The following is an 18,983-nucleotide window of genomic DNA, read 5'->3' as shown; positions in this document are numbered from 1 at the left end:
CAACTCAGGCGGTGTCGGCGGCGCCGAGGACCTGGATGATCTCCACGAGCCCGGTGATGGCGAGGATCCGGGACAGGAACGGCGGGACCTGGTCGAGCAGGACGCGGTTGCCGTTGAGCAGGGTGCGCTTGTGGGCGGCGATGAACGCGCTCAGGCCACTGGAGTCGATGAACTCCAGGTTGGCGAGGTCGACGACCACCTCGGCGTGGGTGTCGGCGAGGGCCAGCAGCGCCTGCTTGAACGGGATGGACGTGTGGGTGTCGAGTTCGCCGGTGACCGAGATGGTGGCGCGGTCTTGCTCGATCTTGGTGGTGTGGGCGAACGCGGTCATCGTGGTCCAGTCGTGATGGGGTCTGTCCAGTGGTCTTCGACCAAGGCGCGGGCCAGCGGGTAGTCGCGCAGGTCCGCGACGAGCAGGCGGCCGAGCTCGCCGACCAGGGACCGGTCGACGGAGCGGGCGGCCAGCAGGTCGGCGACCCAGGTCGCGGTGTCGGAGACGGTGCGCGGGTCGCCGGTGAGCAGCGCCGCGCTGACCGCGTGCAGCGACTGGTTGACGACGTCGGCGGCGACGTCGTGGACGCTGTCGAGCGGGTGCTGGTCGGTGGTCACGATCTGGGCGGCCAGCGACCAGCGGTCGCGCAGCGCGCTGACCAGCCGGTGGTGGGCCAGTTCCATGGCGGCCTGCTCGGCGGCGGCCGCGCTCGACAGCGGCGGGGCGGCGGCGACCACAGTGGGAAGGGCGTGCACGGCGGCGATGGCCTCGCGGGCGCCCGCGGCCCACGCGGTGGCGCCGAGGGCCGCCGCGCGCCGGTCGTCCGGGCCGAAGGCGGAGCCGCCGACCACGACCGGGATGCCCGCCGCGGTGCTGGCCTCGATGAACCGCCGGGTGGTGGGCAGCGCGCCGAGGATCGAGCAGCTCACGGCGGTGGCGTCGGGCCCGAGGTCGTGCAGGTACTGGCTCAGCCGCACCGGCAGGGTGGAGGCGCCGAGCAGGGTGATGTCCCAGCCGTCGGCGCGCAGGGCGGTGCCGACGATCATCGCGGGCAGCGCGTGCCACTCGCGTTCGGCGCAGGCCACCACGACCCGGCCCCGGGTGGCGGGGGTGCGGCGGACCTTGCGCGCCACGGCCTCGGTCGCCGACACCGAAACCGCGGTGGCGGCGTGCTCCTCGGCGACGGTCCACTCGCCGCGCTGCCAGCGGTCGCCCACGGTGCGCTGCGCGGAGGCGATCACGTCGACCAGCACGGTGACCGCGTCGGTGCCGTCGTCGAGCAGCCGTTCCACCACGTCGACCGCGGCGTCGACGTCGACCGAGGCGAGCGCGCCGTCGAACCGGGCAAGGGCGTCGACCACCGGGTCGAGAACTCCGCCTGTCACTGCCGACCTACCTCCCGCAGGCCACCGCGAGCAGGGCCATGTCGTCGTGCGCCCGGCCCGCGAGGAACTCCACAACGTCCTGTTCGACGGCCTCGCACACCGCGTCCGGGCCCGCGCCCGCGTAGGCGGGCAGCAGCGCGACCAACCGGTCCATCCCGTAGAAGCCCGCGGCGCCGCGGGCCTCGTAGATGCCGTCGGTGAACATGAGCATCGTGTCGCCGGGGCGCAGTTCGACGGTGGTCTCCCGGTAGCCGACCTCGGGCAGCACGCCCGCGACGGTCCCGCCGACCATGGCCTGCTCGACCACGCCGTTGGCGCGCAGCACCAGCGGCGCCGGGTGTCCTGCGGCGGCCAGGTCGACCCGGGCGGAATTCCCGTCGTCGGCCGGGCGAACTCGCGCGCACACGGCCGTGACGAACTTGTCGGACTCTTCGTCGTAGAGGACCGCGTTGAGCGCGGCGAGCACGCTGTGCGGGCTGCGGTCGAAGTACGCGGCCGTGCGGATGCTCTGTCTGGCGCGCCCGGTGAGCACAGCCGCCTCGACGCCCTTGCCGCAGACGTCGCCGGTGACCAGCACCCAGTCGCGGCCGGAGCCGTGCACGTCGTAGAAGTCGCCGCCGATGTCCATGTGCTCCGCGGCGGCGCGGAAGCGGGCCGACAGGCGCAGCCTGGCCACCCTGGGCAGGGTCGGCGGGCGCAGGCTGGCCTGCAGCACCGACGCGACCCTGGTGCGGTCCTCGTAGAGCCGGGCCGAGTCCAGCGCCATCGCGGCGCGACCGGCGACCTGCTCGGCGAGGGCCACGTCCTCGTCGGGGAAGCCGCGACCAGCTCCGCGCACGATCACCAGCACGCCGACGGTGCTGCCGCGGGCGGTCAGCGCCAAGCCGAGCACGTCGGCAGGGCGCAGCGATGTCGCCTCGTCGCGCAGCTGGTCGTGCGGGATCATGCTGTCCAGGCCGTCGGCGACCGAGGAGTAGTCGTCGTCGTCGCGCAGCGCGACATGCAGCAGCTCGCTCTGACCGGAGCGCAGCACCCGGCCGACGCCCAGGTCCTCGACGGCGGAGCGGGTGACGCTGGTGGCGAAGGTGTGCTCCTTGCCGCCGTAGAGGGCCAGCTGGTCACCGCGGTGGTCGACCATCGCGAGCATGGCCCAGTCGGCCAGGTCCGGGGTGATCAACGAGAAGAGCCGCAGAATGGTGCGGCGCAGGTTCAGCGACCCGGCCAGCTCGGTGGTGATCTCCCCGGCCAGCGCGGCCCGCTGCCGCGCCTGGGCGAGCAGGTCCTGCTCGGTCGGCACGTCCGGGGTCTGCGCGCCGAGCGGCGGCATGACCACCGCGGACGGCTCAGCGGACTGCTTCGATCCGGACATCTCTCACGCCACGCTTCCGGCTCCGGGGGTGTGGACCCCGTCCACCCTACTGGTTGTCCAACGGCAACGACGCCGCCGACTCCCGGTGCGTCGCCGCCACCGGAGCGCCGGAGGGCACGCTGACCTGGCCGAACTCCGCCCACACCCACTTGCCGACGTGATCCGGTTCGTGCCCCCAAGACTCGCTCAGGGCGGCGACGATGGTCAACCCCCGGCTGCGCTCCGACATCAGGTCGGGCGGCTTGCGCACCGGGGTGGTGGTGGCGTCGTCGCCCACCCGCAGCAGGACCCGGCCCCCGGTCAGCGACAGTTCCAGCCGGATGTGGCCCGCGCTGTGCTCGATCGCGTTGGTGACCAGCTCAGAGGTGGCCAACACCACATCGCAGACCAAGTCGTCGCCGACCGCCCACGACCGCAGCGCGGCGGTCACGAAGTCCCTTGCCGCCGCCGCGGACGTGGTGGCCGGGGGCAGGCGGGTGGCCAACTGGCGCACCCGCCCGGTGCTCGGCGCCTCGCTCACGTCACCCGCCACCACCCCTCGAGCGCGTCCAGCGCGCTGTCGATGCCGCACCGCCGCGGGACCCCTGGTGCCCCCGCGCACCGGCCCGGTTCCCGCACCGCTCGTGCTCCCGGGGGACCCGGCCACCAGTCCCGCGACCGTTGTCTTCACGCCGGGTGAGGTACCCAGGTGATGTCCGGGTGAATCAACCGCCGATCAGGCGGTACCCGATCAGGACGACCCGGCGAGGCCGAACACCTCGGCCAGCCCGGTGATCTCGATGATCCGGCGGACCCGCTCGTGCGGCGCGTCGAGCACCAGGGCGCGCCCGCTGTCCTCGGCCTTGCGCAACGCGGCGACCAGCACCCGCAGGCCCGCCGAGTCCATGAACTCCACCGCGGACAGGTCCACCCGCACGCCGGTCGCGCCCTCGCGGCCGAGCGCGGCGTCGAGGGCCTGCTCCAACTGGGGCGCGGTGGCCAGGTCGACCTCGCCGGTGACCGAGACGACCACCGGGTCGGTGCCCTCGCTGTTGATCTCCACTATCGGTCCTTCCTCACCGCGGCGTGTCGCCGCGCTCGCGCGCCAGCCGTCCACGCCGACGTCACAGTAGTTGCCAACCGGGGTGGCGCGCCGCGCGCCCGGTGCTCTCGTGCGGCTGTTCAGCCGCCCCGCACGTGACCCGTTTCGACGGTCCAGGGCGGGGGTAGTTCCCGGTCGAACCCGCTGTGCGGAGCGGGCACCGAGGAGGGAAGCGCCATGGCCGAGATCACCCGTCTGCCCAAGCCAGTGTCCGACGAGTGGGCGTGGCAGCTCAACGGCTCGTGCCGGGGCGCCGACAGCATGATGTTCTTCCACCCCGACGCCGAGCGCGGCCCCGCGCGGCACGCGCGCGAGGAGCGGGCCAAGGCCGTCTGCCGCGCCTGCCCGGTGCTGCAGCAGTGCCGCGAGCACGCGCTGGCCGTGCAGGAGCCCTACGGCATCTGGGGTGCCATGGGCGAGGGCGAGCGCCGCACCCTGATCGCGCAGCGCAGGCGGTCGCTCAGGGTCTCCTGAGCGCGGGGGTCTCGGCCGCGACGCCGGGGACGGCACCGCTCAGCCCGCCAGGGTGTCCTCGCCGAGAGCGGCGCGCAGCCGCTCCAGCGTCTTGGCCAGCAACCGGGACACCTGCATCTGCGAGACGCCGACGCGGCGGGCGATGTCGGCCTGGGACATGCCGCGGAAGAACCGCAACACGATGATCTTCTGTTCCCGTTCGGGCAGCTCGGCGATCAGCGGGCCGAGCGCCCTGCGGTTGTCGACCTCGGCCAAGCGGTCGTCCTCGTAGCCGAAGCGGTCACCGGCAGGCTCCGCGAGCCTGGCGTCGAGCGAGGTGCCCTGCTTGGCCGCGCTGGCCACCAGCGCCTCGTACACCTGCTCCTTGGTCAGCCCTAAGTGGTCGGCCAGCTCGCTGGGCTTGGGGGCCCGACCGAGCTTCTGGCTCAGCTCGTTGCGCCCCGCGGCGACCGTGACGTGCAGCTCCTTGAGCTGGCGGGGCACCCGCACCGCCCAGCCGGTGTCCCGGAAGTGCCTGCGCAGCTCCCCCATGATGGTGGGGATGGCGAAGGCGTAGAAGTTGCCCCGGTCCGCCTCGAACCGGTCGACGGCCTTGATCAGCCCGATGGTGGCGACCTGGACCAGGTCCTCCAGCTGGTCGCCGCGCCGGTCGAACTTGCGGGCCAGGTTGCGCGCGAGGTCCATGTGGTCGGCGACGAGGTCGCCGCGCAGCGCGGCGCGCTTGGGGTCGGCCGGGTCGAGCGCGGCGAGCGCGCGGAAGCGCTCGACGTTGGCGTCGGAACCCTTCGTGCTCTTCTCGTCCGCCAGCTCCGGAGCGGTCTCCACGGCGTCATCAGCCGGGGAGCTGTCCGCGGGGCTCTCGGGCCCGGGGCTCGCTGACTCAGGGGTCTTGGTCACCGGGGATCCACTTCGCCTGGACCGGGCACGGCCAGCAGCTCGATGGTGATGCGGTGGCCGCCGTCGACGGTGTCGACGGTCTCGGTGACGGTGGCGGCGAGCGCGGTGAGGATCTGCCAGCCCATGGCGTCGCCCGACGGGGGCTCGCCGTGCTCGGCGTCCACCCGGACCCGGACCCGGACGCCGTGCTCTTCCGGCTCGAACCAGCACAGCAGGGCGCTGTCGGGAGCCGCGGCGCGCACGAGCAGCGAGCAGGCCTCGTCCACGGCCATGCGCAGGTCTTCGATGGAGTCGAGGTCGAAGTCCAGCCGCATCGCGATATCGGCCGCGAAGGACCGCAGCAGCGGCACCTGCTCGGCGTCCGCCCACACGCGGACTTCCACGTCACGGACCCCGTTGGTGCGGGCTACCGGGCTGGTCTCGACCTCAGACACGCTTTCCTCCTGCCGTCCATACGCTGCGGTGGACCGTACCGCGACGCGGGAAAATGTGGAGCGGGGTGGGATTCGCACCTCGGTGTTCGTACCCGGGTGCCTTCGCCACCCCGCCCCACAGCGAGAAGATCGCGGGGCAGGACCCTGGTGGTTGTTACCCCGCAGGCCAGGGACTCAAACCCACTACCGGTATGAATTCCTGGTGTACGTGGTCGAGAAGGTTCCCTCGCCCGCGAAGTACTGCCCGACCAGGTACGCGGGGTCCGTCGCGAGGTACCCGCGCGGGATGTCGCTCCCGTCGTTGCCGTCGTCCCAGCCCCACGGCGCGTTGGCGGCGTTGTCCTTGCCGTTGTCACCGCGGAAGGTGCCGTAAGAGGCGTAGGTCTCGGCGTTGGCGCGGCGAGCCCACAGGCCGCTACCGGCGAACACGTCGACGAGGGTGTAGCCGACGAAGGTGTCCGTACCGCTGGCGGGGACCTCGGCGGTGCCGCTCGGGTAGTAGACGACGCCGTCGCTGTCCGGGGCGTGGTCGGCGTTCTTGGCGTAGATGCCGTGTCCCTTGGCCTCTTGGAACGTCGTCGGGTGCGCGGCCCCGTTGTAGGTCTGGAGTTGGACCTGTCCGTCCACGCTCTCCCTGCCGCTGGTGTACGCGCTACCGGCGGGGACGTAAGAGTAGAAGTCGGTGTGTGCGACGGTGACCATGGCCTCCAGCGCGCCGTACGTCGACCCGTCCTTGCGGATGGTCAGGAGGACGCCCTCCATGTCGTTCTCATGCGTGAAGAGGCTCAGCGGGTCGGGGAAGTCCTCCCAGTCGCGCGGGTGGTAGAAGGAGTAGGACACGAACCAGTGGGTGCCGGTCTCGACCACCGAGTAGTAGACGGTGCCGGTGAGGCGGGCCACCGAGTCGTCCTGGGACTCCCAGTTGTTGAGCGTGTTCCACTCCCCGTCGAAGTCGACCTTGGACAGGTAGTCGGCGTCGTAGTCGCTGGAGTCGGTGTCCTGGTAGTGGATCGGCGCCCACCGGCTCGCCAGGGCCGCGTCGGTGACAGCGGCTTGGGCGGTGGAGGCGAGCGGGACGAGCGCGAGGCAGGCGAGCGCGGTCGCGGTCAGCAGGGCGGGCAGTGATCGGGAGCGGGCCATCGGCGGGGGTACCTCCGGTGATCGACAACTCGGTCATGAGTTGGACTACCGGAGCCGGTCGACACAGCGGTGGCCTTGGCACCAACCGGACACAGCCGGTGGGCGAGCGATCACCGAGCGCGGGGGAACCCAGGGCGACCCGGTGCCGGGGGCGGCAGGGGTTGCCCGGTCACCGCTCGGGACGGGGTTCGGTCGCGCCGACCCGGTTGGGCCGCTCCCCCAGCAGCGCCGCGGGCCGGATCGCCGCGGCGCCGAAGCGGGTGCGGGCCTTGTCGGCGGCCTGGTCGGCCTCGCGCCAGCCCTGCGCCGGGGCGTCCATGAGCAGCTGCTCGGCGCCGTCGGACCCCAGCTGCTCGACCCGCACGCCGATCAGCCGGATCGCGCCGGGCGGGGTCTGCTCGGTGAGCAGCTGCGCGGCCGTGCGGTAGATCTCCTGGGTGACGTCGGTGGCCACCGGCAGGGTCTTGGACCGGCTGATGGTGGTGAAGTCGGCGAACCGGACCTTGATGGCGACCGTGCGGCCGCGCAGGCCGCGTTCGCGCAGGGTGGCGGCGGTGCGCTCGGCGAGCCGCAGCAGCTCGCGGCGCACCAGGTCGCGGTCGAAGTGGTCGACGTCGAAGGTCTCCTCGGCGCCGATCGACTTCTCCGCGGTGTCGGCGACCACCGCGCGGGGGTCGTGGCCGAGCGCGAGGGCGTGCAGGTGCTCGGCCATCGCGGTGCCCAGCATCCGGCGCAACCGGGGCAGCGGCGCGGCCGCGACGTCGGCGACCCGCTCCAAGCCGACGTCGAAGAGCCGCTCGGCGGTGCGCTTGCCCACGCCCCACAGCGCGGACACCGGCAACGGGTGCAGGAACTCGGTGATCTCCCCGCGCGGGACGACCAGCATCCCGTCCGGCTTGGCCAGGCCGGAGGCGAGCTTGGCGACGAACTTGGTCGGCCCCACGCCCACCGAGCACACCAGGCCCTGCTCGGCCAGCACCCGGCGGCGGATCTCGGCGCCGATCCCGGCGGGGGTGCGGCGCAGCCTGCGCAGCGCGCCCGCCACGTCCAGGAACGCCTCGTCCAGGCTCAGCGGCTCGACCAGCGGGGTGATCTCGCGGAAGATCGCCTGCACCCCGGCGGAGACCTCTTGGTAGAGCGCGAAGGTCGGCGGCAGGTAGACCGCCTGCGGGCACAGGCGGCGGGCGTGGCTGGTCGGCATCGCCGAGCGCACACCGAAACCCCTGGCCAGGTAGTTCGCCGACGAGACGACCCCGCGCACGCCGACACCACCCACCACGACCGGCCGGTCCGCCAGCTCCGGTCGCTCCCTGATCTCCACCGACGCGTAGAAGGCGTCCATGTCGACGTGCAGCACCGTGCAGCCGGTGTCGTCCGGCCAGCTCTCCGGACCGGCCCGGTACCGGTCGACGAGCCCCCTCGGCAGGTCCCCACTGCGCCCCATGGCCCTAGCGAACCACAGCGCACCGACAGGTCCCGCCCGGCGGTCCCGGGCTGTTCAGTGCCGGGCCGTTCAGTGCGGGCGGCTCAGTGCCGGGCGATGGCGTGCAGCCGGGTGGCGATGTCGCGCAGCGGCGGGGTCTCGGCGGCGAGCCGCTCCAGCTCGGCCAGCGCCTCGACCGCGGCGGGCGAGGTGTCCAGGGCGGCGCCGCTGACCAGGTCGGACACCACGGACTGACCCTGCAGCAGCTCCAGCGTCAGCCCGGTGGCCGCCAGCAGGTCGCGCAGGCCCTCGGTGTCGAAGCGGCGCAGCAGCGCCTCGCCGGAGAGCCCCAGCACCCCGGTCTCGTGGTCGAGCAGGCGGCGGGCGTCGACGAGCCTGCCGGAGATCGCGCGCTGCAGCACCGTCGCGTACCGGTTGGCCACCAGCACTGACAGCGCCCCACCGGGGGCGACGGTGCCCGCGAGCGCGGCGAGGGTGACCGCGGGGTCGTCGACGACCTCCAGCAGCCCGTGCGCCAGCACCAGGTCTGCGGACTCGGGGGCGACCAGGTCGCCGAGCGCGTCGCTGTCGCCCTGCACGGCGGTGATCCGCTCCGACACGCCCGCCTCGTGGGCACGGCGGTGCAGGGTGGCCAGGGCGTTGGGACTGGGCTCGACCACGGTCACCGCGCAGCCCGCGACGGCGAGCGGCACGGCGAAGACCCCGCTGCCGCCCCCGACGTCCAGGACGCGCGGCGCCTCCCCACCTCGGCGCTCACGCGCGGCGATCAGCTCGGCGTCGAGCACACGGCGGACAACATCGGGTCGCATGGACACGAACTGTAGAGACTCTAAGGTCTAGGTCGTGCAAACGGTGGCAGTGCTCAGCCTCAAGGGTGGCGTGGGGAAGACCACGGTGGCGCTCGGCCTGGCCTCGGCCGCCCTGCGCCGCGGCATCCGCACGCTGGTGGTCGACCTGGACCCGCAGTGCAACGCCACCTCGACGCTGGACCCCGGCGAGACGGAGGCCACGTTGGCCGACGTGCTGGAGACCCCGCGGCCCGCGGTGTTGCGCGCCGCGATCGCCCCCAGCGCGTGGGGCGAGGAGGTCGACGTGATGGTCGGCTCCGAGGACCTGGAGTCGCTCAACGACCCCGACCCGGGAATGCGCAGGCTGGAGAAGTTGGGCAGGGCGCTGGCCGAGCTGGGGTCGCTGCTGGCCGAGGGTGAGCTGCCGTACCAACTGGTGCTCTTGGACTGTCCGCCGTCGCTGGGCCGGTTGACCCGGTCAGCCCTGGTAGCCGCAGACGGCGCCCTATTGGTGACTGAGCCCACTATGTACGCGGTGTCCGGGGCGCAGCGCGCGTTCGAGGCGGTGGAAGACACCCGGCGCGAGCAGAACCCGAACCTCGTCCCGCTTGGCGTGGTCGTCAACAAGGTGCGCACGCACTCCTACGAGCATCAGTTCCGTATCGCCGAACTGCGCGAGAGCTTCGGTTCGCTGGTGATGCCGGTAGCACTACCGGACCGGTTGGCGGTGCAGCAGGCACAGGGCGCGTGCACGCCGATCCACCACTGGCACACCCCCGGCGCGCGCGAGGTGGCGCTGGCATTCAACCTGCTGCTGGCCAGGGTGTTGCGCACCAGCGGCCGCGGTCGCCACCAGGCGATCGCCTGGCCGGACGACGAGGCGACCGACGACGAGGCCTCGGGCGAGTGAGCTGATGCCGGAGGGCGACACGATCTACCGCACCGCCGCGATGCTGGCGACGGCGTTGACCGGCGGCGTGCTGACCAGGGGCGAGCTGCGCCACCCCCGGCTCGCCACCGTGGACCTGGTCGGCCGCGAGGTGCTGGGGGCGCGGCCGGTGGGCAAGCACCTGTTCCTGCGGTTCTCCGGGAACCTGAGCTTCCGCAGCCACCTCGCGATGGACGGCGTCTGGCAGGTCTCCCCCACCACCGCCCGCTGGCGGCGCCCCGAGCACCAGGCCCGCGCGGTGCTGCACACCGCGGACACCAGGGCGATCGGGTTCCTGCTGCAGGAGATGGACCTGGTCGAGACCACTGACGAGCACCGGCTCGTGGCGCACCTCGGACCTGACCTGCTCGACCCGGACTGGGGACCGGCGCACGCGGCCGAGGCGCTGGCGCGGTTGACGGCGGACCCGGCGCGGGAGATCGGACTGGTGCTGCTGGACCAGCGGGTGATGGCCGGGATCGGCAACGTGTTCAAGGCCGAGATCTGCTTCGTGCTCGGCGTGTCCCCGTGGACCCCCGTGTCCGATGTGGACACCGAACGGGCGGTAGCGGTGAGCCGGGACCTGCTGGAGCGCAACAAGATGAACGTGGACCGGCACACGACGGGTGATCCGCGCCGGGACCGGAGGCTGTGGGTGTACGGGCACCGGACCACACCGTGCCTGGTGTGCGGCGGGAAGGTCATCGCGACGACCCAGGGGTCGGACACCAGGGAACGCGTCGCCTACTACTGCCCGCACTGCCAGCCGGGGCCGGTCGGTTAGCAGAAGATCAGGCCACAGGGCTCACGCGTCGTCGTGCGCGTGGGACGCGTGGTGGTGGTTGTGGTGACCGGAGGGACTGTGGTTGTCGGCTTCGGCGTCGTATTGGTGACTTCAGCCGCCGTGGTGGTCGTGGATAAGACCGTTGTGGTCGACGACTCGGCGGAGGACGCGGACGACGTAGCCGACGAGGTTAAGCCTGGCGACGTTGGCGTGGATAAGATCGCTTGCGAGGTAGGCAGTTCTGCCGGTGGCTCACCGTGTCCTGAAGCCGGGATCGGTTCGGGTACGGACTCGGCGGCGGGACGAGCGCCCGGTAAGTCCACCGGGGCCGCGGTCAGCAACCCCTCGTAGAACAAAGCAGCGGCAGCGGTACCGATCACCACCCCCACCGCGAAGCGGCCGTGCCGGTCCTCGCGAGCGCGCACCGGCAGCCCCCTTCGCCGACAGTGAGTGATATTCACACACCACGCTTTTGTGGTTAGCCACCCTAGCACCCCCCTCCAGCGGCCCCGGAAAACCGATTGAAGGCCACGGCCGCACCGCATAGGTTGGCCGTACACGAGAGAGGAGGTGGTCCACCGGTGTATTCCCCAAGGACTCGTGAGGTGGCTGTCCGCTAGGACCGCTCATCAGCGAATGATGGAGCCGGCAGGCGTCCGACGGGGCGCGGTCCGGTGAATACCAGGCAGTCATCCAGCCCTCGGGCACCCGGGACATAGTCCGCCCCGGGCCCTCCGCCACCTTGTCGGGGGGAGCGCGCCCGAGGGCTGTCTGCTGCCCAGACCTATTCCGCTTCGACCTGCTGCAGCTTGCGCCACGCCAAGCTCGCGGTCCGCTCCGCCGCCTTGGCGTCCCGGCGCGCCGACTGCAACGCGCGGCGGGCGTCCAACTCCGCGTGCTCCGCCTCGTCCAGCGCGACGTTGAGCTCACGCACCCGCGTCTCCGCCTGGGAGACCGCCGACTCCGCGCCGCTCACCGCCCGATCGGCCTCCGCGCGCTGCGCCTCGGCCTCCTTCACCGCCGCCTTGGCCGCCAGCAGCGCTTCGCGCGCCGACGGCCGAGCCGACCGGGTCGGCGCCGCCGCGGGCCCCGGCGCCAGGCTCAACCCCGGCCACGTCTGCTCGACCCGCAGGTCGCGGACCGAAGCCACCCGACCCGCCCGCAGGACCTCCGCCGCACCCTCGTCCGCGACGGCCGTGGTGAACATCTCCTCCAACTCGCGGACGGTCGCCTCGCTGAGCCCCTCCCCGGCGGCCGCCACCAACTCGGCGACCACCTCCGTCCGGCGCCTGGCCAACTCCCGCAACCGGGCACCGTCAGCCTTCGCGTGCGCCGCCCGCAGGTCCGCCCCCAGCTCGACGAGCGCGTCGACCCGCGCCGGCTCGGCCCGCACCAGGTGGTTCACCAGCCACGCCGCGGTCGTCGGCTTCGGCAGCTTCTCCACCCGGGTGGCCGCCTCCCGGTCCCCGTCCGCCCGCAGCCGCTTGGCCAGCTCCCGCCGAGCCGGGACGAAGTCCGCCCTCGGCAGGCCGTACAGGTCGTCGCCATCGCTCACCCCGCCATCATGGTCCACCGGCGGAGATCGTCCACAGTGTTCGCCCCAGCCCGACCCCCGGCGCACCCCGGCCCGGTCCCGGTCCGGCGCCGACCCGGATGACACGATGGGGCCGTGGCCTACAAGCACCTCGTCCGACGCGCCCTGTTCTCCCTCGGCGGGGGCGACCCCGAGATCGCCCACGAGCGGACGATGGCCGCGTTGACCAGGCTCGGCCAGGTCCGCCCAGCGGTGGCCGGGCTGCGCGCGCTGTTCGGGTCCACGCAGGAGCGCACCGTGTTCGGCGTGCGGTTCCCCGGCGTGGTGGGGCTGGCCGCCGGGATGGACAAGGACGGCCGCGCGCTGCGGGCGTGGCCCGCGCTGGGCTTCGGCCACGTCGAGGTCGGCACCGTCACCCGGCACGCCCAGCCGGGCAACCCCCAGCCCCGGCTGTTCCGCCTGCGCGAGAGCGAGGCGATCATCAACCGGATGGGCTTCAACAACGCCGGGGCCGACGCGCTGGCCGCCCGGCTGGCCGCGCTGGGCCCGGTCGGGGTGCCGCTGGGCATCAGCATCGGCAAGTCGAAGATCACCCCGGTGGAGGAGGCGGTCGAGGACTACCGCCACTCGCTGCGCGCGCTCTACCCGTACGGCGACTACTTCGCGGTCAATGTCAGCTCCCCCAACACCCCCGGTCTGCGCGGGCTGCAGGACCGGGCCGCGCTGGACGCGCTCGTGGGCGAGCTGCGCCGGGAGGCCGACGAGCTCGCGGCAGGCGGCCAGGCCAAGCCGCTGCTGGTCAAGATCGCCCCGGACCTGACCGACGCGGCCATCAGCGAGGTCCTCCAGGTCTGCGCGGACCACCGGGTGTCCGGGGTGATCGCGACCAACACCACCCTGGGCCGCGACGGGCTCACCGCGGCGGAGGCGCCGACCGGGGCCGAGGCGGGCGGGCTCAGCGGTCGACCGCTGGCGCACCGGTCACGGGAGGTCGTGGCGTTCGTGGCCCGCGAGACCGGCGGCGCGCTGCCGATCATCGGGGTCGGTGGGGTGTTCGACGTCGACGCCGCGACCAGGATGCTCGACGCCGGGGCCAGCCTCATGCAGCTCTACACCGGGTTCGTCTTCGAGGGTCCGTCGCTGGTGCGGCGGATCAACCGCGCGGTCGCGTCCCGGTGACCCCGCCACCGCGGCGCAGGGTGGCCAGCCAGCGCAGCAGCGGGTAGCCGCAGACCACGGCGACCGCGCCCCAGGCGATGCCGCCGAACACCGCGTCACCGATGCTGATCTTCAGGTCGCCCGCGCCCGCCACCACGGCCACCGCGACCACGGTCAGGTTGACCGGATCGGCGAAGTCGACCCGGTCGGCCAGCCAGATCCGCACGCCGACCAGCGCGATCATGCCGTAGAGCAGGATCGTGGCGCCGCCGAGCACGCCGTCGGGGATGGTGTTGACCAGGGCGCCGAACTTCGGGCTCATCGACAGCACGACCGCGGTCAGCCCGGCCACCCCGTACGCGGCGGTCGAGTAGACCCGGGTGGCGGCCATGACGCCGATGTTCTCCGCGTAGGTGGTGGTGCCGGAGCCGCCGCCGGACCCGGCGAGCACGGTGGCCAGGCCGTCGGCGATGAGCGAGTCGCCGACCGAGCCGTCCAGGTCGCGACCGGTGACCGCGGCGACCGCCTTAACGTGGCCCACGTTCTCCGCGACCAGCACGATCACCACCGGGATGACCAGCAGGATCACCGACGGCTGGATCTGCGGTGCGGTGAACTGCGGCGGCCCGAACCAGGCCGCGTCCGCCAGCGCGTCGAGCCTGCCCGGCGGCAGCGCGCCGCTGAGCGCGGCCACCACCCAGCCGACGAGCACGCCGACGAGGACCGACAGCCGCGAGAGCAGCCCCTTGGCGACCACCGCGCAGCCCAGGATCACCGCCAAAGTGATCACCGCGATCACCGGTTGCAGCCCGAACGAGCGAGTGGCCGAGGGCGCCAGGTTCAACCCGACCAGCACGATCACCGCGCCGGTCACCACCGGCGGCATGATCGACTCCAGCAGCCGCACCCCGAGCGCCTTGACCGCGACGCCCACGCCGACCAGCAGCAGGCCCGCCACCAGCACCCCACCCAGCTGCGCGGCCATCCCGTGGTGCTGGGCGGCGGCGAGCGGACCGATGAAGGCGAACGACGAGCCCAGGTAGGCGGGGACCCGGTTGCGGGTGATGAACAGGAACAGCAGGGTGCCGACCCCGGAGAACAGCAGCGTCGTGGTGACCGGGAAGTGCGTGACGCTGGGCACCAGGACGGTCGCGCTGAACATCGCCGCCACGTGCTGCACGCCGAACCCGACGGTCAGCGGCCAGCTGAGCCGCTCGTCCGGTGCCACGACGGCGCCGTCACGGACACGGCGGCCGTCGCCGTGCACCGACCACAACGCCAAGGCCGCCTCCACCCCGCCCCGCAGGACCCGCCCCCCGACTCCTGCCGTGCATGGTGCCACAGCACGTAGTCGGCAAGTCGATACGACACCGTGATATTCACACTGATGCCCTAGTCAGTTGCGACGTCCTGGGAATTCGGTCACCGACTGTCAAGGTCCGTCAGCACGGCATCCAGGACAGCACCAGGGCGTACGGATCGGCCGTCCCCCCGCCCCCGGTCCCGATCCGATCCACCGCCGCGTCCAACAACCGCCCCGCGTACCCCCGATCCACCCCGAGCCCGTCCACGATCGCCCAGAACCCGGTCTCGTACTCGGCCATCCTGGTGACCTCGGCGGCCACAACCCGGTGCATCCCGGTGGTGTCCATCGATCGCTCCCCTCCAGCCCGTGGGTGACATGGAGGACACGCACCAACCCCCGCCCCATGATGCGCCCGAACAGGTGAGAACGATCACGCATCTGATCACCCACCGTGTCCTCCGCGCGCGGCCGACACCGGCTCAGACCGTGCCAGGAGGCCCGGCAACACCCGCGTCACGCCCTGAGCAGTGGCCTCATACGAGAAACCCGCCCGCAAACTGCGAGGCGGTCGATCGAACACCGCGAGGCGGCCTCAGCCGAGTGAGAGTTCTCGTAGGGCGGAGGCCAGGGCGGCGAGGCGGTCGGTGGCGTCGGTGAGGTCGTGGCGTGGGGTGGCGACCGAGCTGGCGGCCAGGGCGCGGGCGGAGGCGGCGACGAGGGCGCCGTAGCCGTCCATGCCCTGGTCCAGTTGCCCCCGCAGCGCCCGGATGCTCTCGGTGAGGTGGCCGCGGTCCACCGGTGGGGCGTGTTCGCGGGCGCGTTCCACGACCTGGATGCGGGCGGCGACCGCGCGCAGGGCGGAGGCGGCCTCGGCGCCGGTGGACCTGGCCTCGGTGACCGCGTCCGGCGGGACCAGGGCGGCCGCGCTGAGCTGGGTCAGGAGTTCGCGCAGGGTGTCCTCGGCCTCGGCGAGGCGGGACATGGGTTCCCGAGCCTGTGAGCCGCGGCCGGGCAGCACGATCGGGGGCGGTGGGCCCTCGGGCAGTGGTTGCTTGTGCAGCCGCCAGGCGCGGACGCCGGTGGAGACAGCGGCCACGCCGGAGACGACGGCCGCGCCGATCAGCGCGGGTACGGCGATGCCGGGGGCGGCGGAGGCGGTCTCGACCACCACCGCCCCGGTGCCGGTGGTGAGACCGGTGGCGGTCCACAGCCTGGCCCGGCGCACCGCCCGGCGGCGCTGGCGCAGGGCCTTGGCCCTGGGGTCGCGCCACCCGGCGATCGCCTCGCGGACCTGCTGGGCCGCTGGGCCGCGCAGCTGGCCGACCAGCTCACCGCCCATCTTGATCAGCTCGTGGCGGCGCGGCCCCATGGTGTCGGCCCGCTCAGGACCCGGCCTGCGGGTTGGCCTTCTGCTCCTGGGCCACCCGCTGCTGGATCTCGGCCTGGATGTTGGCCGTCGCGCTCGCCTGGTTCGCCGTGCCGGGGCCGCTGGTGACCTGGCCCGCGACCGCGCCGCCACCCATGGACGCGCGGATCTGCTCGAGCCGGGACTGGCCCGCCAGCTCGGTGGTGGAGACCTGGACCTCCATCATCCGGCCCTGCACCGAGTTCTGCGCCAGCTCCGCGGCACCGAGCGCGGTGGTGTAGCGCTTCTCGATCTTGTCCCGGACCTCCTCGAGCGAGGGGGTGTTGCCGGGGGCGGCCAGCTCGCTCATCTGGTTGAGCGAGCGCGACACCTGCTCCTGCATCTTGGCCTGCTCGAGCTGGCTGAGCAGCTTGGTGCGCTCGGCGAGCTTGTTCTGCAGGACCATGGCGTTGCGCTCGACGGCCTGCTTGGCCTGGGCCGCGGCCTGCAGCGCCTGGTCGTGCAGCGTCTTGAGGTCCTCGATGCCCTGCTCGGCGGTGACCAGCTGGGTGGCGAAGCCCTGCGCGGCGTTCTCGAACTGCTGCGCCTTCTGCTCGTCGCCCTTGGACCGCGCCTCGTCGGCGAGCACCAGCGCCTGGCGGGCCGAGGCCTGCAGCTTCTCCACGTCGCCGAGCTGGCGGTTGAGCTTCATCTCCAGCTGGCGCTGGTTGCCGATCACCGCGGCGGCCTGCTGCGAGAGGGCCTGGTGCTGGCGCTGGGCCTCCTCGATGGCCTGCTGGATCTGCACCTTGGGATCGGCGTGCTCATCGATCTTCGACGAGAACGACGCCATGAGGTACTTCCAGAACTTCACGAACGGGTTGGCCATCGTCGTCCTCCGCCTGCCTTCATCCCTCTGCCGGGCCCTCCGGTCACCCCACGTGCCGACAACACGGCAACGGACCGGCACCGCTGGTGGTTCCTCCGGCGCCCCGGAGGGGGTCCCATCTGTGGGTTCCATCGTGTCAGGTGCGCCCCGGCGGTTCCACCGGACCCACGAGAAATCAGGGTTCACCCATAGATCGCCCCTGAGGAAGCGGACCGCCCTTCGGGGTATCCCCGGACCCCGGTCCCACCCCGGGGACGCGACAGGCCCGGCTCCCCTGGGGAACCGGGCCCGAGCGAGAGCGGGTGAGCGGGCTACGCGGCGAACACCGCGCCCGCCCGCGTGCTGGTCATCGGCGGGTCGATCCGGTGGCTGAGCACCGGCTGGATCCGCAGGTCGGCGAGGTTCTCGCCGATCACGGCGGGCAGCAGCCTGCCGCCCTCCACGACGCCCCTGGCGCCGCTGTCGGCCTCGAGCACGTCGAGCGCCTCGATCTTGTCGACCGGCTCGGCACCGACCCGCTCCGGCACGCCGTGCTCGACCGAGGTGAGCGCCCCCATGTCGGAGGCCACCTTGTGCAGCAGCTCGGAGAGCGGCAACTCGAGCGCGTCGCAGATCGCGGCCAACAGCTCGCTGGAGGCCTCCTTGCGCCCGCGCTCGACCTCGGAGAGGTACCCGAGGCTGACCCGCGCCGAGCGGGACACCTCGCGCAGCGTGCGCCGCTGGTTGGTGCGGGCGTGTCGGAGCCGATCACCGATCGCCTCGCGCAACAGCACGGTCATCGCGCACCTCCCTTCTTCGACGGGGCCCGGTCCGCGCACCGCACCCGCCCTGGGGCAGGTGCCGGAGCGGAACGGCGCGGGGCCGTCACACCGACAACGTTACCCACGGCGGGTGACCCAGCGCAGCGACTTCCCGGGTAGTCCGCCAAGAGCGAACGACCGCGCCGACCCGGGTGTTCCCGGCGTCCGCACGGCGGGGCGCCCGGTGGCGCGCACTGACCGTGACCCTGGGTTCACACCGGAAGGGTACCGAGGTCCGCCGCGATGAGCGCGAGGGCGCCCGCCACGGCGGCCGCGCGGACCGCTTCCCGGTCGCCACCGGCGGTGATCACCTCGCCGCGCACCCCCCTGGCGCTGACCAGGGCGAGGTGGACGGTCCCGGGTGCGACACCGTCCTGCGGGTCCGGTCCGGCCACGCCGGTGAGCCCGACGCCGATGTCGGCGCCGCAGCGGTCCCTGGCACCCGCCGCGAGCTGCAGGGCCACCTCCGGGTCGACGGCACCGCGCTCGGCGAGCAGGGCCGGGTCGACGCCCGCGAGGGTCGCCTTGAGGTCTGTGGCGTACACCACGAGCCCGCCGCGCACGACCGCGCTGGCGCCGGGGACGGAGGTGAGCGCCGCGGTGAGCAGCCCCGCGGTGAGCGACTCGGCGGCCGCGACCGTCTCCCCCGCCGCCCGCAGCGCGGCCACGACCCGCTCCGGGGTCGGCACCGGGCGGTCGTTCACTGGGCGATGGTGCGCAGGCCCATGGCGCGCAGCCGGACGGCGCGGATGACGTAGTCGACGCCGGTGACGACGGTGAGCACGACGGCGAGGTACATCGACGCCCACGGCACCAGGGCGAGCCAGCTGGGCAGCGGGAGCAGGAACGCGCCGAGGGCGAAGATCTGGGTGAGCGTCTTGAGCTTGCCGCCGCGGCTGGCCGGGATCACGCCGTGGCGGATCACCCAGAACCGCAGCAGCGTCACGGCGACCTCGCGGAAGGCGATGACCAGGGTGATCCACCAGGGCAGCTCGCCGAGCACGCTGAGCCCGACCAGGGCGGCGCCGGTCAGCGCCTTGTCCGCGATCGGGTCGACGATCTTGCCGAAGTCGGTGATCAGCCCGTGCTTGCGGGCGAGCATGCCGTCGACGTGGTCGGTGATGGAGGCGAGCGCGAACACCGCGAACGCCACCAGCCGCCAGGTGGTGTCGGTGCCGTCCTCGGCGAACAGCGCCATCAGGAACACCGGGACCAGCACCAGCCTGGTCATGGTG

Annotated in this window: 23 protein-coding genes; 5 read left to right on the top strand and 18 right to left on the bottom strand. The window is 72.8% G+C overall.

The window, feature by feature from the left end; genetic code table 11:
• Nucleotides 1-4: 4 nt before the first annotated feature.
• The 5 genes from LV79_RS20450 to LV79_RS20430 all read right to left on the bottom strand — a co-directional run bounded on the left by LV79_RS20450 (nt 5) and on the right by LV79_RS20430 (nt 3,788).
• On the bottom strand, nt 5-331 hold the full coding sequence (locus LV79_RS20450; RefSeq protein WP_253839201.1) for an STAS domain-containing protein: 327 nt from the start codon (nt 329-331) through the stop codon (nt 5-7).
• Nucleotides 328-1,377, bottom strand: coding sequence for a cobalamin B12-binding domain-containing protein (locus LV79_RS20445; protein WP_253839199.1), 1,050 nt, complete (start codon nt 1,375-1,377; stop codon nt 328-330). Before LV79_RS20445 ends, LV79_RS20450 begins: the two co-directional genes overlap by 4 nt.
• A 7-nt stretch (nt 1,378-1,384) precedes the next feature.
• Nucleotides 1,385-2,746, bottom strand: coding sequence for a PP2C family protein-serine/threonine phosphatase (locus tag LV79_RS20440; protein ID WP_253839192.1), 1,362 nt, complete (start codon nt 2,744-2,746; stop codon nt 1,385-1,387).
• Between the two features lie 46 nt (nt 2,747-2,792).
• Nucleotides 2,793-3,266, bottom strand: coding sequence for an ATP-binding protein (locus LV79_RS20435; RefSeq protein WP_253839190.1), 474 nt, complete (start codon nt 3,264-3,266; stop codon nt 2,793-2,795).
• A gap of 210 nt (nt 3,267-3,476) precedes the next feature.
• Nucleotides 3,477-3,788, bottom strand: coding sequence for an STAS domain-containing protein (locus LV79_RS20430; protein ID WP_253839188.1), 312 nt, complete (start codon nt 3,786-3,788; stop codon nt 3,477-3,479).
• Between the two features lie 216 nt (nt 3,789-4,004).
• Here LV79_RS20430 and LV79_RS20425 point away from each other — a divergent pair, with 216 nt between their 5' ends.
• On the top strand, nt 4,005-4,301 hold the full coding sequence (locus tag LV79_RS20425; protein WP_253839186.1) for a WhiB family transcriptional regulator: 297 nt from the start codon (nt 4,005-4,007) through the stop codon (nt 4,299-4,301).
• Nucleotides 4,302-4,340: 39 nt separating this feature from the next.
• On the opposite strand, the gene LV79_RS20420 is transcribed toward LV79_RS20425, so the two are convergent.
• The 5 genes from LV79_RS20420 to LV79_RS20400 form a co-directional block, all read right to left on the bottom strand.
• A complete protein-coding gene (locus LV79_RS20420) occupies nt 4,341-5,108 on the bottom strand; it encodes a SigB/SigF/SigG family RNA polymerase sigma factor (protein ID WP_301321484.1) in 768 nt (255 codons plus the stop codon).
• Between the two features lie 86 nt (nt 5,109-5,194).
• The gene (locus tag LV79_RS20415) at nt 5,195-5,632 is read right to left on the bottom strand and encodes an ATP-binding protein (RefSeq protein ID WP_253839182.1); all 438 of its coding nucleotides are present in this window, start codon (nt 5,630-5,632) and stop codon (nt 5,195-5,197) included.
• 183 nt (nt 5,633-5,815) lie between these two features.
• Nucleotides 5,816-6,772, bottom strand: coding sequence for a hypothetical protein (locus LV79_RS20410; protein ID WP_253839180.1), 957 nt, complete (start codon nt 6,770-6,772; stop codon nt 5,816-5,818).
• A gap of 169 nt (nt 6,773-6,941) precedes the next feature.
• Nucleotides 6,942-8,216 (bottom strand): DNA polymerase IV, encoded by a 1,275-nt coding sequence (locus LV79_RS20405; RefSeq protein WP_253839178.1) that lies wholly within the window; start codon nt 8,214-8,216, stop codon nt 6,942-6,944.
• An 83-nt stretch (nt 8,217-8,299) separates the two neighbouring features.
• Nucleotides 8,300-9,025, bottom strand: coding sequence for a class I SAM-dependent methyltransferase (locus tag LV79_RS20400; protein WP_253839176.1), 726 nt, complete (start codon nt 9,023-9,025; stop codon nt 8,300-8,302).
• Nucleotides 9,026-9,059: 34 nt separating this feature from the next.
• Here LV79_RS20400 and LV79_RS20395 point away from each other — a divergent pair, with 34 nt between their 5' ends.
• From LV79_RS20395 to LV79_RS20385, 3 genes are read left to right on the top strand one after another with little or no spacing between them, the layout of a single operon-like run.
• Nucleotides 9,060-9,914, top strand: coding sequence for a ParA family protein (locus LV79_RS20395; RefSeq protein WP_253839174.1), 855 nt, complete (start codon nt 9,060-9,062; stop codon nt 9,912-9,914).
• 4 nt (nt 9,915-9,918) lie between these two features.
• A complete protein-coding gene (locus LV79_RS20390; protein WP_253839165.1) occupies nt 9,919-10,716 on the top strand; it encodes an Fpg/Nei family DNA glycosylase in 798 nt (265 codons plus the stop codon).
• 39 nt (nt 10,717-10,755) lie between these two features.
• Entirely contained in the window at nt 10,756-11,067 is a 312-nt protein-coding gene (locus LV79_RS20385; protein ID WP_253839163.1) for a hypothetical protein, read from the top strand.
• 433 nt (nt 11,068-11,500) lie between these two features.
• Here the strand turns inward: LV79_RS20385 and LV79_RS20380 are convergent, their stop codons facing one another.
• On the bottom strand, nt 11,501-12,271 hold the full coding sequence (locus tag LV79_RS20380) for a hypothetical protein (protein ID WP_253839161.1): 771 nt from the start codon (nt 12,269-12,271) through the stop codon (nt 11,501-11,503).
• 114 nt (nt 12,272-12,385) lie between these two features.
• Between LV79_RS20380 and LV79_RS20375 the strand changes: the two genes are divergently transcribed.
• A complete protein-coding gene (locus LV79_RS20375; RefSeq protein ID WP_253839159.1) occupies nt 12,386-13,429 on the top strand; it encodes a quinone-dependent dihydroorotate dehydrogenase in 1,044 nt (347 codons plus the stop codon).
• Here the strand turns inward: LV79_RS20375 and LV79_RS20370 are convergent.
• From LV79_RS20370 to pgsA, 7 genes are all read right to left on the bottom strand, one after another.
• Entirely contained in the window at nt 13,404-14,690 is a 1,287-nt protein-coding gene (locus tag LV79_RS20370) for a uracil-xanthine permease family protein (protein ID WP_253839157.1), read from the bottom strand. The genes LV79_RS20375 and LV79_RS20370 overlap by 26 nt on opposite strands.
• A 160-nt stretch (nt 14,691-14,850) precedes the next feature.
• Nucleotides 14,851-15,060, bottom strand: a complete 210-nt coding sequence (locus tag LV79_RS20365) for a hypothetical protein (protein WP_253839154.1) — start codon at nt 15,058-15,060, stop codon at nt 14,851-14,853.
• A 246-nt stretch (nt 15,061-15,306) separates the two neighbouring features.
• Nucleotides 15,307-16,083 carry a phage shock envelope stress response protein PspM gene (gene pspM, locus LV79_RS20360; RefSeq protein WP_253839152.1) on the bottom strand — a complete coding sequence of 259 codons (777 nt, stop codon included), beginning with the start codon at nt 16,081-16,083 and terminating at the stop codon, nt 15,307-15,309.
• Nucleotides 16,084-16,096: 13 nt separating this feature from the next.
• Nucleotides 16,097-16,948 carry a PspA/IM30 family protein gene (locus tag LV79_RS20355; protein WP_253839151.1) on the bottom strand — a complete coding sequence of 284 codons (852 nt, stop codon included), beginning with the start codon at nt 16,946-16,948 and terminating at the stop codon, nt 16,097-16,099.
• A 311-nt stretch (nt 16,949-17,259) separates the two neighbouring features.
• Nucleotides 17,260-17,727, bottom strand: coding sequence for a helix-turn-helix domain-containing protein (locus LV79_RS20350; protein WP_253839149.1), 468 nt, complete (start codon nt 17,725-17,727; stop codon nt 17,260-17,262).
• 233 nt (nt 17,728-17,960) lie between these two features.
• Entirely contained in the window at nt 17,961-18,452 is a 492-nt protein-coding gene (locus tag LV79_RS20345; RefSeq protein WP_253839147.1) for a CinA family protein, read from the bottom strand.
• Entirely contained in the window at nt 18,449-18,979 is a 531-nt protein-coding gene (gene pgsA, locus LV79_RS20340; protein WP_253840371.1) for a CDP-diacylglycerol--glycerol-3-phosphate 3-phosphatidyltransferase, read from the bottom strand. Before pgsA ends, LV79_RS20345 begins: the two co-directional genes overlap by 4 nt.
• Nucleotides 18,980-18,983 lie beyond the last annotated feature (4 nt).

This window comes from Actinokineospora globicatena, from assembly GCF_024171945.1.
GTDB lineage: Bacteria > Actinomycetota > Actinomycetes > Mycobacteriales > Pseudonocardiaceae > Actinokineospora > Actinokineospora globicatena.
Note: the sequence above shows the minus strand (reverse complement) of the source record. Positions and strands in the feature narration are given on the sequence as shown.

Excerpts from the sequence above, each read along its gene's own strand:
- pgsA (WP_253840371.1), bottom strand. The coding sequence starts at position 18,979 with ATGACCAGGCTGGTGCTGGTCCCGGTGTTCCTGATGGCGCTGTTCGCC.
- LV79_RS20355 (WP_253839151.1), bottom strand. The coding sequence starts at position 16,948 with ATGGCCAACCCGTTCGTGAAGTTCTGGAAGTACCTCATGGCGTCGTTC.
- LV79_RS20410 (WP_253839180.1), bottom strand. The coding sequence starts at position 6,772 with ATGGCCCGCTCCCGATCACTGCCCGCCCTGCTGACCGCGACCGCGCTC.
- LV79_RS20440 (WP_253839192.1), bottom strand. The coding sequence starts at position 2,746 with ATGTCCGGATCGAAGCAGTCCGCTGAGCCGTCCGCGGTGGTCATGCCG.
- LV79_RS20450 (WP_253839201.1), bottom strand. The coding sequence starts at position 331 with ATGACCGCGTTCGCCCACACCACCAAGATCGAGCAAGACCGCGCCACC.
- LV79_RS20365 (WP_253839154.1), bottom strand. The coding sequence starts at position 15,060 with ATGGACACCACCGGGATGCACCGGGTTGTGGCCGCCGAGGTCACCAGG.
- pspM (WP_253839152.1), bottom strand. The coding sequence starts at position 16,083 with ATGGGGCCGCGCCGCCACGAGCTGATCAAGATGGGCGGTGAGCTGGTC.
- LV79_RS20405 (WP_253839178.1), bottom strand. The coding sequence starts at position 8,216 with ATGGGGCGCAGTGGGGACCTGCCGAGGGGGCTCGTCGACCGGTACCGG.
- LV79_RS20400 (WP_253839176.1), bottom strand. The coding sequence starts at position 9,025 with ATGCGACCCGATGTTGTCCGCCGTGTGCTCGACGCCGAGCTGATCGCC.
- LV79_RS20425 (WP_253839186.1), top strand. The coding sequence starts at position 4,005 with ATGGCCGAGATCACCCGTCTGCCCAAGCCAGTGTCCGACGAGTGGGCG.
- LV79_RS20390 (WP_253839165.1), top strand. The coding sequence starts at position 9,919 with ATGCCGGAGGGCGACACGATCTACCGCACCGCCGCGATGCTGGCGACG.
- LV79_RS20350 (WP_253839149.1), bottom strand. The coding sequence starts at position 17,727 with ATGACCGTGCTGTTGCGCGAGGCGATCGGTGATCGGCTCCGACACGCC.